Origin of the sequence: Rouxiella badensis (assembly GCF_002093665.1) — a bacterium.
Classification (GTDB): Bacteria; Pseudomonadota; Gammaproteobacteria; order Enterobacterales; family Enterobacteriaceae; genus Rouxiella; species Rouxiella badensis.
The window spans coordinates 69,904-84,609 of the sequence record NZ_MRWE01000021.1 but is presented as its reverse complement, the minus strand read 5'-3'; the positions used below and the strand labels follow the sequence as shown (position 1 = coordinate 84,609).

Annotated in this window: 10 protein-coding genes; 3 read left to right on the top strand and 7 right to left on the bottom strand. The window is 53.6% G+C overall.

Annotated elements, in window-relative coordinates; translation table 11 throughout:
* Window positions 1–175 precede the first annotated feature (175 nt).
* Both ompC and BS640_RS13605 read left to right on the top strand, forming a co-directional pair.
* A complete protein-coding gene (gene ompC / locus BS640_RS13610) occupies window positions 176–1,267 on the top strand; it encodes a porin OmpC (protein ID WP_017493488.1) in 1,092 nt (363 codons plus the stop codon).
* A 297-nt stretch (window positions 1,268–1,564) separates the two neighbouring features.
* The gene (locus BS640_RS13605) at window positions 1,565–2,755 is read left to right on the top strand and encodes an amino acid aminotransferase (protein WP_017493489.1); all 1,191 of its coding nucleotides are present in this window, start codon (window positions 1,565–1,567) and stop codon (window positions 2,753–2,755) included.
* A 74-nt stretch (window positions 2,756–2,829) separates the two neighbouring features.
* On the opposite strand, the gene BS640_RS13600 is transcribed toward BS640_RS13605, so the two are convergent.
* The 7 genes from BS640_RS13600 to cmoM form a co-directional block, all read right to left on the bottom strand.
* Window positions 2,830–3,456, bottom strand: coding sequence for an MBL fold metallo-hydrolase (locus BS640_RS13600; RefSeq protein WP_017493490.1), 627 nt, complete (start codon window positions 3,454–3,456; stop codon window positions 2,830–2,832).
* Between the two features lie 56 nt (window positions 3,457–3,512).
* Window positions 3,513–4,067, bottom strand: coding sequence for a peptidoglycan L,D-endopeptidase MepK (mepK, locus tag BS640_RS13595; RefSeq protein WP_017493491.1), 555 nt, complete (start codon window positions 4,065–4,067; stop codon window positions 3,513–3,515).
* A 196-nt stretch (window positions 4,068–4,263) separates the two neighbouring features.
* A complete protein-coding gene (gene ldtD / locus BS640_RS13590) occupies window positions 4,264–6,120 on the bottom strand; it encodes a L,D-transpeptidase (RefSeq protein ID WP_139802815.1) in 1,857 nt (618 codons plus the stop codon).
* 351 nt (window positions 6,121–6,471) lie between these two features.
* Window positions 6,472–10,929 (bottom strand): chromosome partition protein MukB, encoded by a 4,458-nt coding sequence (gene mukB, locus BS640_RS13585; RefSeq protein WP_084912755.1) that lies wholly within the window; start codon window positions 10,927–10,929, stop codon window positions 6,472–6,474.
* On the bottom strand, window positions 10,926–11,654 hold the full coding sequence (gene mukE / locus BS640_RS13580; protein WP_026110749.1) for a chromosome partition protein MukE: 729 nt from the start codon (window positions 11,652–11,654) through the stop codon (window positions 10,926–10,928). The genes mukB and mukE overlap by 4 nt, the downstream gene beginning before the upstream one ends.
* Window positions 11,635–12,957 (bottom strand): chromosome partition protein MukF, encoded by a 1,323-nt coding sequence (gene mukF, locus BS640_RS13575; RefSeq protein WP_017493495.1) that lies wholly within the window; start codon window positions 12,955–12,957, stop codon window positions 11,635–11,637. Before mukF ends, mukE begins: the two co-directional genes overlap by 20 nt.
* A complete protein-coding gene (cmoM, locus tag BS640_RS13570; protein WP_084912754.1) occupies window positions 12,954–13,778 on the bottom strand; it encodes a tRNA uridine 5-oxyacetic acid(34) methyltransferase CmoM in 825 nt (274 codons plus the stop codon). Before cmoM ends, mukF begins: the two co-directional genes overlap by 4 nt.
* A gap of 131 nt (window positions 13,779–13,909) precedes the next feature.
* Between cmoM and elyC the strand changes: the two genes are divergently transcribed.
* A complete protein-coding gene (gene elyC / locus BS640_RS13565; RefSeq protein WP_084912753.1) occupies window positions 13,910–14,704 on the top strand; it encodes an envelope biogenesis factor ElyC in 795 nt (264 codons plus the stop codon).
* Window positions 14,705–14,706 lie beyond the last annotated feature (2 nt).

Here is a 14,706-nt window from a genome sequence, read left to right as displayed (position 1 = left end):
TTTTCTTACTGAAACATAATTAGGTGTTTAGTAGCATTTTCGATGTAGATTAAGCTCACCCTCAATGGAACACTGCGTTCAGACACAGGAGACACCAAACTATCAACAATAGTTCTGTAAATTATTGTAGGCAGTGGCAAGGTGTCCAAATAACTCCAATGAGGGTAATAAAATAATGATGAAGCGCAACATTCTTGCAGTGGTAATTCCAGCCTTGTTAGCTGCTGGCGCAGCTAACGCAGCCGAAATCTATAACAAAGACGGCAACAAGCTGGATCTGTACGGTAAAGTCGACGGTCTGCATTACTTCTCTGACGATTCAAGCAACGATGGTGATGAGACTTACGTTCGTTTCGGCTTTAAAGGCGAAACGAAAATCAACGACAACATCACCGGTTACGGCCAGTGGGAATACAACGTTCAGGCTAACAATTCAGAAGGCAATGACGCACAGGACGGCAACAAAACGCGTCTGGGCTTCGCTGGTCTGAAATTCAACGAATACGGTTCATTCGACTATGGTCGTAACTATGGTCTGATGTATGACACCATCGGCTGGACCGATATGATGCCAGAATACGGCGGCGACTCTGGTTACTCAGATGGTTACCTGTCTGGTCGTTCTACTGGTGTTGCAACTTACCGTAACCACAACTTCTTCGGTCTGGTTGACGGTTGGGACTTCGCCGTTCAGTACCAGGGCAAAAATGACCGTACCGGCGACGACGTTCTGCGCGGCAACGGTGACGGCTACGCGCTGTCAACCTCTTACACCTCTTCAATGGGTCTGGGAATCGTAGGTTCCTGGTCTGAGTCTAACCGTACCGATGCTCAGAAAGCATTGACCTACGGCGAAGACAAAAACAAAGCACGCAGCTGGGGTACCGCGGTTAAGTATGATGCGAACAACATCTACATCGCTGCTCTCTACACCGAAACTCGCGATGCGGCTCGTATCACCAACAACAACCTGACCACTGATAACGACGGTTTCGCTAACAAAGCGGTGACCACTGAAGTTATCGCTCAGTACCAGTTCGACTTCGGCCTGCGTCCGTCTATCGCCTACGTTCAGTCTAAAGGCAAAGACATCGAAGGTATCGGCGATGCTGACCTGTACAAATACTACGAAGTTGGCGCAACTTACTACTTCAACAAAAACATGTCTACCTACGTTGACTACAAAATCAACCGTCTGGACGACAACAACCCACTGGGTCTGGCAACCGACGACGTTGTTGCCCTGGGTCTGGTATACCAGTTCTAATTTAGCCTAAACGCAACGCCTTCGGGCAAAGCAACAGGTTAAAGAAACAGGCAGAGCTTCGGCTCTGCCTTTTTTATGTCGCACCGTATTTGCTTTCTTCCTTTATAAATGCGCCGTTCTTCGCGGTAAATTCTCATCGCTTATGCCCTTTTTGTTGTCCAGTTTCATCAGAAACTTTAATGCTGAAGCCCTGCTCACAACTCTGCTTTCTTTTTCTCGCAAACGGTTGGCAAAGAATAAATCTGGCGGTAACCTGAACGCCTCTTTCTGTTGATAACAGGTCATGGAAGTATCCAAATGTTTGAAAAAATCACTGCCGCGCCCGCTGATCCGATCCTGGGTCTAACCGATCTTTTCCGCGCTGACGATCGTCAGAATAAAATCAACTTGGGGATTGGTGTCTACAAAGACGAAACAGGTAAGACGCCGGTTCTGGCCAGTGTTAAAAAGGCCGAACAATTCCTGCTGGAAAACGAGACTACTAAAACCTATTTAAGCATTGACGGTCTACCCGATTTCGCTCATTGCACTCAAGAGCTGCTCTTTGGCGCTGACAGCGAGATAATTCGCGACAAACGTGCACGCACGGCTCAAACGCCGGGCGGTACGGGCGCACTGCGCATTGCGGCTGATTTCGTGGCCACGCAGACCACCGCGACACGCGTCTGGATAAGTAACCCAAGCTGGCCTAACCACGTCGGCGTGTTTTCTTCGGCAGGCCTCGAAGTCGCTGAATACAATTACTACGATGCACAAAAACACGCACTGGACTTCGACGGCATGCTGAAAAGCCTGAGTGAAGCCAAGGCGGGCGACATCGTGCTGTTCCACGGCTGCTGTCATAACCCGACCGGCATCGATCCTACCGTCGATCAATGGAAACAGTTGGCGGATCTTTCCGTGGCTAACGGCTGGTTGCCCCTGTTTGACTTCGCGTATCAGGGGTTCGCTAAAGGTCTGGAAGAAGATGCTCAGGGCCTGCGTATTTTCGCCGCCAAGCATGACGAGCTGCTGGTTGCCAGCTCCTATTCCAAAAACTTCGGCCTGTACAACGAACGTGTCGGCGCCTTCACGCTGGTAACCCGCGATGCAGAAAACGCAGACCGCGCATTCAGCCAGGTGAAATCGGTTATCCGCACCAACTATTCCAACCCGCCGGCGCACGGAGCTTCCGTGGTTGCGACCATATTGGGTAACCCTGCTCTGCGTGCACAGTGGGAGCAAGAGTTGAGCGACATGCGTCAGCGTATTCATCGTATGCGCCAGCTGTTTGTGACGACCTTGCAGGAAAAAGGCGCGAAGCAGGACTTCAGCTTTATCATCGAGCAGAACGGCATGTTCTCCTTCAGCGGCCTGACCAAAGATCAGGTACTGCGCCTGCGTTCCGAATTTGGGGTGTATGCGGTGAATTCCGGGCGTATCAACGTAGCCGGTATCACGCTAGACAATATGGCGCCGCTGTGCGAAGCCATCGTCGCTGTGCTGTAAGCGATTTTTAGACACTAAAAAAGCCAGCCGGTAACGCCGAGCTGGCTTTTTTTATGCATTATCGTCGAGACGTTTTAAAGAAACGGGTTGTTCAGTCTTTCATAGCCCAGCGTCGACATTGGGCCATGCCCCGGTAGGAAAACAATATCATCCCCCAGCGGCAGCAGTTTGGTTTTGATCGAGTTAATTAAGTCTTCATGGTTGCCACGCGGGAAATCGCTGCGCCCCACGCCACCTTTGAAAATCACATCTCCCGAGACGGCAAATTTGGCCGCCTGGTTAATAAAGACGATGTGTCCCGGCGTGTGTCCCGGACATTCGAGTACGGTCAGTTTTTCTTCACCCACCTTCACCACGTCGCCTTCTTCGAGCCAGACGTCCGGCGTCAACGCGTCGCAGTGCTCGAGACCAAACATGCGGCTTTGTTCCGGCAGGCCAGCCAACAGGAACTGATCTTCTTTGTGAGGACCGACAATCGGCACCTGATAATAAGCGGCTAATTCTGCGGCAGCGCCAACGTGATCGAGGTGTCCGTGAGTTAACAGTACCTGAGTCAACGTTACGCCCAATGCGGCAACTTCAGCTTTGATCTTTTCGGCGTCGCCGCCGGGGTCGACCAGCGCGGCCTCATTAGTTTTAGGGCAGGAGATAACCGAACAGTTCTGGCTGAAAGCCGTAACAGGAATAATGTGATATTTCATAGGGCTCCACAATAATCTGGCCTAAAAATAGGCCAGATTAGATATTACGCACAGGATCAGGACCAGCTTCGATTGGGTCCAGTATCGATGTGCACAAAGTCACTTCGTGGATAATATCCTACACCACCCATCCGCATTTTTAATGCTGCTTTGCGGATATTTGCCAATTCAACGCCCTCAATGTGGAAATCCATCGCTCTGCCCAGCGTGTGATAGCTGTGTTTGGCGACGCCACTGCCCGGCTTGCGCAGCATATTATTGGTCGCCAACGTACGATAGCCCGAAACGAGCTGTACGGGTTTGTTGGTGCCAAGCGCAATCTGGAGACGATAGAGGTGATCGAACAGTTGAGGGTCGATGTTTTTAACCTGACCGCCAGCACGATAATCGCGGAACAAATGATTCAGTCGTGCCAACTCGTCCCTGTTGTATTGCTTACCATCAAAAAACTCAGTTTTGAGGGTTTCACCAGTGTGGAGGTTGTTAATCACCAAAACACGAGGTCTTGGTGTGGCAAGCATGGCAAATGCATCGTTTGGGAGCATCGCCATACCCATGGCAGCACCGCCAAGTGCCAGCCATTTTCGACGATATTTATCTATTTGGTCCATGTAAACGTAATTACCCGATAGCTATATCTAAGAGAAGGTTGTAATAAAGGGCCAATTTCTGACCCCTCGCAACCATAACCGCCTTGATTAGGTGAGTCAACCGGACAAAACAGGCTTTGAGAAGCCTGATTTCGCCGGATGTCTCAGGGTCAGGTCGGTATTTCAGACAGTTATCAGGTTAAAATTACTGCATTTATTACAGCAATTTTTCGGCTTGTGATGAGATTTGCGCGCCAGATCGCGCGGTGGAATCATAATTGTAAATATCTGTTCTAAACTGCGGCTTACCATCTTCTGAGACCCAAGCCGTTAAATAGAACAATTTAACCGGTATATGATGCCTAATTGGCACGAATGTCGTGCTTCCGCCCTTCACTGTCGACGAAATTCTTGCATCATTCCAGCCCGTGTCCTGCAACAGCATATTGGCCAGCTCAGAGGCCTTATTGACGCGCACGCAGCCCGAACTCAGGGCACGGACATCACGCTGGAACAGATTATGATTCGGCGTATCGTGGAGATATATCGAATCTGAACTCGGCATGTTGAACTTGTAACGACCCAGCGCACTCATCGAGCCCGCCTGCTGGCGCACACGATACGGGAAGTGGTCAGGTGAGATCATGCTCCAGTTAATGGTAGAAGGATCGACCACCTCGGCGTCATTGCTCCAGCCGGACAACAGCGTAAATCCGTGCTTTTGCAGATATCCCGGGTCACGCATCAGCTTCGGCACAATGTCTTCCCGCACCAGCGAGGTCGGCACATTCCATGGCGGATTCAGCACCACGTTGCTTAGCACGCTGCTCATCAGCGGCGTTTTACGGCTCGGACGGCCAACGATGACGCGAGACGTCAGTACTTCACTGCCGTTCAAATAGTATTTCAGCGAATAGTTGGGAATGTTCACCATGATGCCAGTGTTTACATCACCCGGCAGAATGCGCAGACGCTGGATATTTAGCGCCAGCAGCGTCGCACGGATCCGCGGTGAGGCGTTAAGCCATTGGCGCGTGCTCGGCCCGATAACACCGTCTGGCTCCAGGCCTTGCCACTTCTGGAAACGTTTCACGGCCTCTACCAGCTGCGGCGTATAAATGTTGTCGGAAATCACCACAGGTGCGGCCGTTGCCGTTGTCGTGCTGCCCTGCGGCGCATCAGGCGTCGGAGCGGGTAATACGTCATGCACCGACGTGGCTGACGGACTTACCGCCGGGGTCGGTTTCTGGGTTTTTTCGGCCGTTTCGTCTACCGAGAAATCCTCAACGTTATTATTGGTCGGATTTTGGGCGATAGTTTCTGCAGTAGGCGCAGGCGTAGAGTTATCGGTGACGTCGACCATCGACGCACTGCGAGACAGGATCTGGCGCAGCGCAGGCACATCATTGCTCACCTGCCCCGGACGCAGACTTGCCGGGCTGGTCATCTGCGGCCAGGCTTGAGTATCCGCCAGCAGGTGCTTCAGCGCGGCATGCATCTTTTTATACTGCGGATGCTGCGGTTCTAGCGTGGTCACAAAGTGCTCGGTGGTGCCATGACGCACCGCCAGCTGCCACTGATTAATCACGGTCAACGGTGGCGTGGTCATCTTGTACGGCGTATTGCTGTATAGCCAGTTGCTGCCGTTAACCTCGACCCCGCTGGTAAACTGCAGATAACCGAGCATGGCATCTGAGAGCACCACGTCACGTGACATACCGGTGACTCTTGGGTCGGTCAACCATCTTACCCATTGGGTAAACTGCGGCTGAATGCCGGAAAGGGCCACCTCAGCCAGCTGCTGCTGGAACTGATGGACCGCCTCCCGATCTTGCCACAGGGGCTGCATATGATTGGCGGCGTAGAGCGACGCCAGCGTAGAAAGGTAAAGCGGCTTCACACCCGCTGGCAGCTCGGCCTGAAGTTGACTAAAGCTTTGCACGCTGGATAGCGTGGTGGTTCGGACCGGCATTCTTGGTACAGCCGCATAGCTCTGGGTTAATGGGGCAATACTCGCTGCCAATAAACTACTGGCCACCAGCACCCTGAGAGACTCTTTACGCTTAAGCATCATCCCCTGCCTCACTTAAATACCACGATGAAATAACTGCCGGAATACTCAAGCAAACTGCCCATAGATTAAGTATATAGACAGAATCTTAACTTTGCTCAGGTCGACAAGATAATTGCCTCCTCAGTCATAAGAAGACTCTATGTTACTGGCTGGGCGAATTAAAGCCTTACACCCTGCTTTATTATTTCAACCTGGTTGAATGTTTAAAAAAACGACAATAAAAACAAAAAGCCTCAACCCATATTATTTGGTCGAGGCTTTTATTTGAGCAATGATTTTGCTGCTTTTTTTTGCGAGTAAATGTTGCAACCGGGGAGCAACAATATTGCAAATAAGCGTTACAGACGATAATTAGCCTTCAGCGGCTATATTCGCCTCACTATTTTCAATAGCCGGAAGTTCTGCCGCAAAACCTCTCAGACCGACCACGTGAACGTGCTCGGTATTCTGGAAGACTTTACGCACCAGTTTATAAGTGGTGCCTTTTTCAGGGCTGATATTTTCCGGTGCTGCGATAATAAGCTGCATCTGCAAACGGTCGCACAGCTCGAATAACGTGGCGATGGATTTAGCATCCAGACGTGCGGCTTCATCGAGGAACAGCAGACGACAAGGAGAAATATCCTTACCGCGCAGGCGGCTCGATTCGTCTTCCCAGCTCTGCACCACCATCACCAGAATGGACATGCCAGTACCGATAGCCTCACCGGTCGACAGCGCGCCGCTCTCTGCACGCAACCAGCCATCGGAACCACGGTTAACTTCCACTTCCATCTCGAGATAGTTACGGTAGTCCAGCAGCTCTTCACCGATGGTCTGCGGCGTACGCTGCCCCATATCAATCTGCGGATTCAGACGCTGATACAGCTTCGCCAGCGCCTCGGAGAAGGTCAGACGATTGCTGGTGAACAGGTCCTGATGCTGCTCCTGCTGTTCAGACAATACGTCGAGCAGGCCAGAATGCGCCTCCCGCACGTTGACGTTCAGACGTACGCTCTTCACCTGTCCGAAGGCCACGGCCTGCAGACCCTGGTTCAGCATGCGAATACGGTTCTGTTCGCGCTGAATAGTTTTGCGGATGATGTTCGCCACGCTCTTCGAGCTAATGGCCAGCTGCTGTTCGCGGGCGGTCAGCTCTTCGGTCAGGCGGCCCAGTTCAATTTCCATCTGTTCGATGGCTTCGACCGGGTCGTCGGTGCGGATAATATCCTGACGGATACGCTCACGCAGGTGCTGATACACCGCGATATAGAACTGAATCTTGCGCTCAGGGCGTTTCGGGTCTTCGGACAAACGCAGCACGTCGCGCAGGTGTTCGTTGTCAGAAACGGCGAGGCGCAGCGCACCCAGCGATTTATCCGACATAGAACGCAGCTCGTCGCCGTTCATATAAGCCAGCTCACGACGGTGCAGACGGCGCTCAACGCCATTGTCTTTCACCAGACGCATTACCGCACACCATCCCGCTTTCGAGGTGACAACCTGCTCGCGGCTCTGATGATAATCGCGTTCAAGCTTGCGCAGTTTCTTCTGCAGATTGTCCATCTCGGCTTCACAGAAGGTAATCTGTTTCTCGAGCTGATTGCAGCGGGCACGGTTGGTACTGAGTGACTGATGCAGCTCATCGCGACGCGCACGGGCGCGCGCTTCGGCGTTAGGGTCGGCCTGCACGCCGATGTCCTGTAGTTCCTGGCTCAACTCTTTAAGCATGTCACGCTTGGCTTCGAACGAACTCTTCAGCGACGCCAGAACCTGGCTGTACTGAGTCAGCTGCGTCTGATGCTGGCGCACCTGCTCACGGGCGCGGCTTCGGTCGGCCTCTGCGCTTTCAAGACGGCTGCGCAGTTTGTCGTTGAGATCGGCATTTTCGTTCAGCATGCCGGCAGAGTCGGTATAGCTGAAGTGCGCACGACGCTGCACCACTTCTGTCAGGGCAAACGCCTGCTGCTTGGCCAGACGCTGCGCGTGCTGCGACTGGGCATAATCTTCTTTCAACTGCTCGTGCTGCTCGGGGTCACTCTGCAATACCGACACCAGCGGCTCCAGCTTGCTCAGAGACACGCCGTGCTGCTGGATAAAGCGGGCAGCATCCTGCGCTTCTTCGAATTCTTCACGAATTTCTTCAACGCGGTCGATTAGCGTTTCGTCACACAGCAGGCCAACGCGAGGTTGCAGCTTGTTAAGCAAAGCCACCGCCTCCTTCGCCTGCTCGTACTGCTGGCGCTGCTGCTGATTCTGGCCTTCGTGGGCGCTTAACGCACGCTCAAGCTCGCCGCGACGGGCGCTGAGTGAGCGGATATCGGCTTCAGGGTCGGCATCAAACGCGACCGCGAGGTGGCTGCCGATGAAACGGCTGAAGGCCTGATGCAGGCGCTGAATTTTCTGTACGTCGAACGACAGGTTCGCGTAACGCTCGGACAGAGTTTCACGCTCTTTGTGCAGCACTTCTAAACGATTTTCACGCGCAGCGCGGCCAAACAGCGGCACCTCAGGGAAGTGCGAGTAGCGCCACTGACGGTCACCGGTTTTAACCAGCACCGCGTTTTGCATTTCTTCAACGGCAAACACGCTGTCATCGAAGGACTGTGGGTCGCCTTCGACCAGATACAGGTCTTCCGGGCAGTCGTCGAGACCGTCGAGCTGATCGCGGATGCGGGAAAGGTCGGGCACCACGATAGCGTGGCGAGACGGCCCATAAAGCGCGGAGAAGTAAGGCGCGTCGTCGATGGTCACATCGTCATAAATTTCAGACAGCAGCACGCCGCCGAAACGTTCGGCAAGAGCTATCATGCGCGGATCTTCTGCGCCGCTCGGTTGGCTCAGACGGGTAATCTGCCCTTCAATTTTGCGCTTGCGGGCAGCAACCTGATCGCGTTCAACGGTGGTATCACGCTCGGTTTCGAGCAGCTGCTGCATAAACTCGGTGACCTGCTGACTGCTTTCCAGCGGCTCTTTGCTCTGCTCGCTCAACTGACTTAGTGCGTCCTGCGCCGCCAGCCAGACAGGCGCGCGGGTAGTCAGTTCACGAATACGTGCCTGAATCTGCTCAAGCTCCTGACGCATCTCCATGCGGCGTTCACCGGCCTGAGAGACTACGCTGTATAGCTCTTCAATCTGTACGTCAAGCTCGCGCTGAAGTTCGTCGAGATCCTCCGGCTGCACGTCTTGCCCGGTACGCTTGCAGAAATCCTGCAGCTGGCGCTCGGCGTCCTGTTGCTCGCGCAGACGCCCTTCCAGCTCGGCGAGGCGCATGCGCAGAGGCTCTACGCGCTCGGCCTGATGCTGCTGGGAAGACCAGTCGCGCAGCAGTTCGCGCGCGGTTTGCCAGGCTTGGCTGCGGCTCACTTCACCGGCGATTTTCACCACCAGCTGGTAGGCATTTTCAAACTGACTGTGCGCAGCCTGGGCGACGCTCATCTTTTGTTCGAGCATCAGCAGAACTTCTGTCGCTTCCTGCTCGCGACCGTGGAAGGTTTCCAGCCAGTCTTCACTGTTTTCAACGGTCAAATCAGGCAGCTGACAGAGCTCGCGTGCACGCTCAATGGCCTGCAACGCCTGCTGATACTGAATGGCGCGCGTCTGCTGCACGTCCAACGCCTGCTGGTAATCAGCGAGCTGGCTTTTCAGTTCATCAACTTCAATTTCGGCGGCTTCGGCGCGGGCTTCATGCTCGGCGTGAAGCTCGCTGGCTTCGGCAACCACCTCATTCTGCTCTTCGAGACGGTAGGTCAGCTCTTCTAAATCGGACTGATAGCGTTCGATTTTTTCCTGCTGGCGCATCGCGGTCTGCACCAGATTCAGGTGATCGCTGGCGGCCTGATAGTCGGTTTCGAGGTCGCTCTGAGCGCTACTCTGCTCGGACAGTTCGCGCGCCATTTCGACGTGGCGATACTGTTCGCTGGCCAGCTGTTTACGGCTGGAAAGCAGCTCATTACGCAACACCAATGCCCCATCGAGATGGATGCGACGATCGTTGGCATGACGCATATAGTCGGCTGAAACGTAGGAAGTCGCCTCAGAAATCAGATGCTTGAACAGGTCGCGGTCCGACTGGGTGACGCGAATAGCTTCGAGCGTCATGCGGTTTTCGCGCAGCGCAGCTTCCATGTCCTGGAACGCCTTACGCACGCCGCTGTTTTCTGGCAGCAGGTAGTCACGCAGCGAGCGAGTAATGGCGCTGGAGATACCGCCGTACAGCGAGGCCTCAATCAGGCGATAGAACTTGCTGCGATCGGAGGCTGAGCGCAGGCGACGCGGGATAACGCCCAGGTCGAACATCAGCGAGTGGTAGTCGGTGATGGAGTTGAACTGCTTGAACTGCACCCCTTCCATCTCTTCGACGCGGTCTTTCAGCTCCTGGAGAGAGAGTACCCGCGCCTGACGGTCACCTACGGTCTCGGTCAGGATTTCAGTCGGTTGTACCGAGGTCGGCAGTCCCTGAATGGTAAAGGGCTTGATGTCGACCTTGCGGTCACGACCGGCTACCTGCTGTAGGCGTACGCCAACAATTACGCGCTGGTGGCGAGAGTTGACGACGTCGAGCGCGGAATAACACACGCCCGCACGCAGTTTCCCGTGTAAACCTTTGTCACGCGAGCCCGAGGTCGCCCCGGCTTCGGTCGTGTTACGGAAGTGCAGCAGGGTCAAATCGGGGATAAGCGCCGTGACAAACGCGGCCATGGTCGTTGACTTGCCCGCACCGTTACCGCCGGAAAGCGTGGTCACCAGTGAGTCGAGGTCAAAGGTCCTGGCAAAAAAGCCGTTCCAGTTAACCAGCGTCAGTGAGCGAAATTTACCGCGTTCAATCATTCCTGTTCATCCTCTGCACCTTCTGGCCCATGGTCTGCCTGCGCTTCACCCTCTTCGCTCTCATCGTTGAGCGACAAGCTGCTTTCAATTGGCATCGCTTCGCCGTCGCGGATCATACGCAGCTGCGCTTCACGCGCGTCATCACCGCTGCGAACGTCTGCGCCAAAGCGGAACACGGCTTCGGTAATTCTAAACTTGGTGCTGTCAGGGCCCATAAAATAAACCATGCCAAGTCTGCGCAGGCGGTTGAGCGACGTCCTGACTTTTTCCTGAAGTTTTTGACGGTCGAGATCTGAACCGGTAGAACGCTGGTTAACGTATTTCAGCAGTTTGCTTTCATCCGCCAAACTCAGCAATTCATCATATAACTCTTGCTGAGTGAAAATGCCTTCATGCGCCAGACGCTCAGGACTCAGGTATAGATAACAAAGAATTTTACCGACCATCATGTCCAGCTCAGACAATACCGAGCGTGGGATTAGCGTGGTGGAGCGCGGACGAAGGTAGAAAAACCCTTCAGGCGCGCGGATAAGTTCTACGCTGTAACGACTGTAGAAAAGCTCAATCTCATCCTGATAATCCATCAGGAAAGCGTGGTTATCTAATTCATCAATACCGATATGACGGCCAGAACGAAGCTGACTGTCGAGAGCCGGAAACAGGGAATTAGCCAACGCCTGTGCCAGCTTGGCTGGCATTATTTGTTCAATATTTGTCGATGACATGGGCCTGCACCTTGGCTCCGTAATCATTGATTGCCTGCCACTGTGCCGGCAACCCTGAAAAATCTGCTTCAGCCACACCAAGGCGTACTGCCTGGTCGACCATGATTCGCGCAACGTCAAAATGGCGCACGCGAGGATATTGTTCGAGATAATCGCGCATCACCAGCCCCAGATTCAGCGGCACTTTGTCCTGCTGATAAACCCGCAGCGCCTCTTCAATCAAGGCGGCAAGCTGTTCGCGGATCTCGCTGAACTCTTCAAATTCGAGGTCTGGAGGAAGTTCGCCGGTGACCTCATCGCTGCGCAATGCCAACTCTTCGTCGCGCATGTCGAGCAGGCGATCGGCGTTGGCAAAGGTGAGGGTCCACGGATTATCGAAGTAATTTTGCACCGAAAGGCGCAGACGCTGAGCGAACACGCGGTTTTTATCCATATCGATAGCGGTACGGATAAACTTGTGCACGTGACGGTCATAGCCAATCCACAGGTCAATCGCCTGCTGACCCCAGCTGGTAATGCGGTCCAGTTTGTTTTGCAGGTCGTAAACCAGCTTGTCGATGAAACCGAGATCCGGTCCGCTCAGCGTGGCATCCTGAATGCGCAGTAGATGCGCCTGAAGCAGATCGCCTGCGGCCTCAAGCGTGTCCTGAAGTTCACGCAGCGTGCCCGAGGTTTCAGACAGCAACAGCTCACAGCTAGAAATGGCCGCACGCCAGTCCTTGCTCAGTAGCGCAGCGATATCGTCTTTCACACCCTGCTGCTGTTCGTCCATGATGCGTTGAGTCATGTCGATACTGTCGAAGATTTCTGCGACCGAGTATTTAAGCGGGGCAAAGACGTTGCGATGCCAGTGGAATTCGTCACCGCCTTCCTCGGCTGCATCCGCCGCGCGTTTAAGTTCTTGAGCAACGATGGACAACTGCATAGAGAGGCGCAGCGTGGAAAACTCACGCTGGCGAATGTAGTAATCGGTGATGCCAATACCCAGAGGCGTCAAACGATAAATCGCGTTACCGTCTGCCTGTTCACTGACAAAGCGGTTAAGCAACCGTTGGCGCACCATATCATTGATAGCGTTGTTGGCGCGTACGGTAATGGTTTCGTTGGTTTGCTCAAACCCCTTGCTAACGTGGCGAAACGCATCAATCAGTTCGCCCTCGCTCATTTCTCCGTCAAGACGCTCGCCGTTGAGGGTGGCAATCGCCAGAAGAAAAGCCAGTCGCTCCGTCGGCAATGAAATTGAGAAATCATTTTTACGTGCCCAGGCCACCAGTTCGGGGACAGTCTGGGAAAATTCACTCATAATTCGTCCTTCCGGTCGGGTTTGTGCGCCATCACGTGGATGTATCGCCCCAAACTAACAAAAGGCTCCTGTCGGCAATAACGCTGTTCCAGCGCCAGAAGCTCGTCAAAATCCTGTTTATGCTGTTGCCTGTTACGCAGATAATCGTGGAATACTCTCACGCCGGTCTTGCCGGTAATCTGAAGTCCCATTTCCTCTAACCACCGATAGACGTTTTCTGGCTCCAGTGGATAGTCGGGCAGCAACGAGCTTTTTTTTATTTTGGGTAACCCTGCTTCGACATGGCCAAAATTACCCAGCACCATGTGGCGCATCAGCAAACCTTTGACGTTATAAAACATCAGAGAAAGTGCGCCACCGGGTAGCAGACAGTCGTTCAAAGCCTGAAGCGCCTGCTGCGGTTCTGCTAGCCATTCGATTACAGCATGAAACAATATCAGATCAACCGGCTGTTCCAAATACTGTGCAACGTCCTGAGCGGGGCATTGTACAAATTGCATGTTGTCGCTCACACCTTTTTCGGCGGCGGCGGCCTGCGCCCGCTTGATCATCTCACCGGAAAGATCGCACAACAATACCTGATGTCCTAAAGCGGCCAACTCGCAGGCCATTTGCCCTTCGCCACCGCCGGCATCAAGTATACGCAAAGGACGCTGTGGAAGCTTGGTTAAAAGTTCACGCAGGTCCTCTCCAAGCACCGCCTGGCGAATACGTCCTTTGGTCGTTCCGTAGATATTGCGCGAAAATTTTTCTGCCATATCATCGAAGTTGCGACCCTGGGGAGACGGTTCTACCGTCACTGTACGTTTTTTTTTGCTCAACTTTTTGTTTTACCAGTAGGCAGACAAACGAATTATGGTGCTATTTTGGCACAGGCTGGCAGAGAATAAATCATCCTGACCAAGAATCTCACCCGGATGCCGTTTTTTCACACAAAAGGACCGATTATCTGATGTTTTTTGCCCTGAAAAAATTTGTCGGCGGCTTAATGATGCCATTACCCCTTTTACTGCTAATGATGGCGGTAGCACTGTGCCTGCTCTGGTTCAGCAGAAGGCAAAAAACGGGAAAAGTCATTTTTTTGGTCAGTTGGTTGCTGTTGGCGCTGTTGAGCCTGCAACCCGTCGCCGACAGGCTACTGCGACCGCTGGAAAATACCTTTCCAACCTATCGCGGCCAAGGGCCGATTGACTATGTCGTGGTGCTTGGCGGCGGCTATACCTACAACCCTGCGTGGGCGCCCAGTTCAAATCTCATCAGCAACAGTTTGCCTCGAGTGACCGAAGGGATACGTATCTACCTGATGAATCCGGGAGCTAAGCTCATCTTTACCGGCGCGGCGACGCCGACGAATCCGGTGAGCAGTGCCGCAACGGCAGCCAAAGTGGCGGAAAGTCTGGGCGTTCCTGCGAAGGATATCATCACCCTCGACCAGCCAAGAGACACGCGTCAGGAAGCCCAGCAGGTGGCGCAACAAATTGGTCATCAACCTTTCGCGCTGGTCACGTCGGCCAATCATCTGCCGCGTGCGATGGTGTTTTTCCAGCAACAGGGTTTAGCGCCAATTCCGGCACCGGCCAATCAGCTGGCGATAGACTCACCGCTCAACCTGTGGGAGAAAGTCCTGCCACAGTCGCTTTATCTGTCTCATTCAGAAAGAGCCTGGTACGAAACGTTGGGGCGCCTGTGGCAGAAGCTGACGGGCAACGACGTGCCCAAACAGTCGGTTAGCGCCACCTCACAGTAGCG

Excerpts from the sequence above, each read along its gene's own strand:
- ompC (WP_017493488.1), top strand. The coding sequence starts at position 176 with ATGATGAAGCGCAACATTCTTGCAGTGGTAATTCCAGCCTTGTTAGCT.
- BS640_RS13605 (WP_017493489.1), top strand. The coding sequence starts at position 1,565 with ATGTTTGAAAAAATCACTGCCGCGCCCGCTGATCCGATCCTGGGTCTA.
- BS640_RS13600 (WP_017493490.1), bottom strand. The coding sequence starts at position 3,456 with ATGAAATATCACATTATTCCTGTTACGGCTTTCAGCCAGAACTGTTCG.
- mepK (WP_017493491.1), bottom strand. The coding sequence starts at position 4,067 with ATGGACCAAATAGATAAATATCGTCGAAAATGGCTGGCACTTGGCGGT.
- ldtD (WP_139802815.1), bottom strand. The coding sequence starts at position 6,120 with ATGATGCTTAAGCGTAAAGAGTCTCTCAGGGTGCTGGTGGCCAGTAGT.
- mukB (WP_084912755.1), bottom strand. The coding sequence starts at position 10,929 with ATGATTGAACGCGGTAAATTTCGCTCACTGACGCTGGTTAACTGGAAC.
- mukE (WP_026110749.1), bottom strand. The coding sequence starts at position 11,654 with ATGTCATCGACAAATATTGAACAAATAATGCCAGCCAAGCTGGCACAG.
- mukF (WP_017493495.1), bottom strand. The coding sequence starts at position 12,957 with ATGAGTGAATTTTCCCAGACTGTCCCCGAACTGGTGGCCTGGGCACGT.
- elyC (WP_084912753.1), top strand. The coding sequence starts at position 13,910 with ATGTTTTTTGCCCTGAAAAAATTTGTCGGCGGCTTAATGATGCCATTA.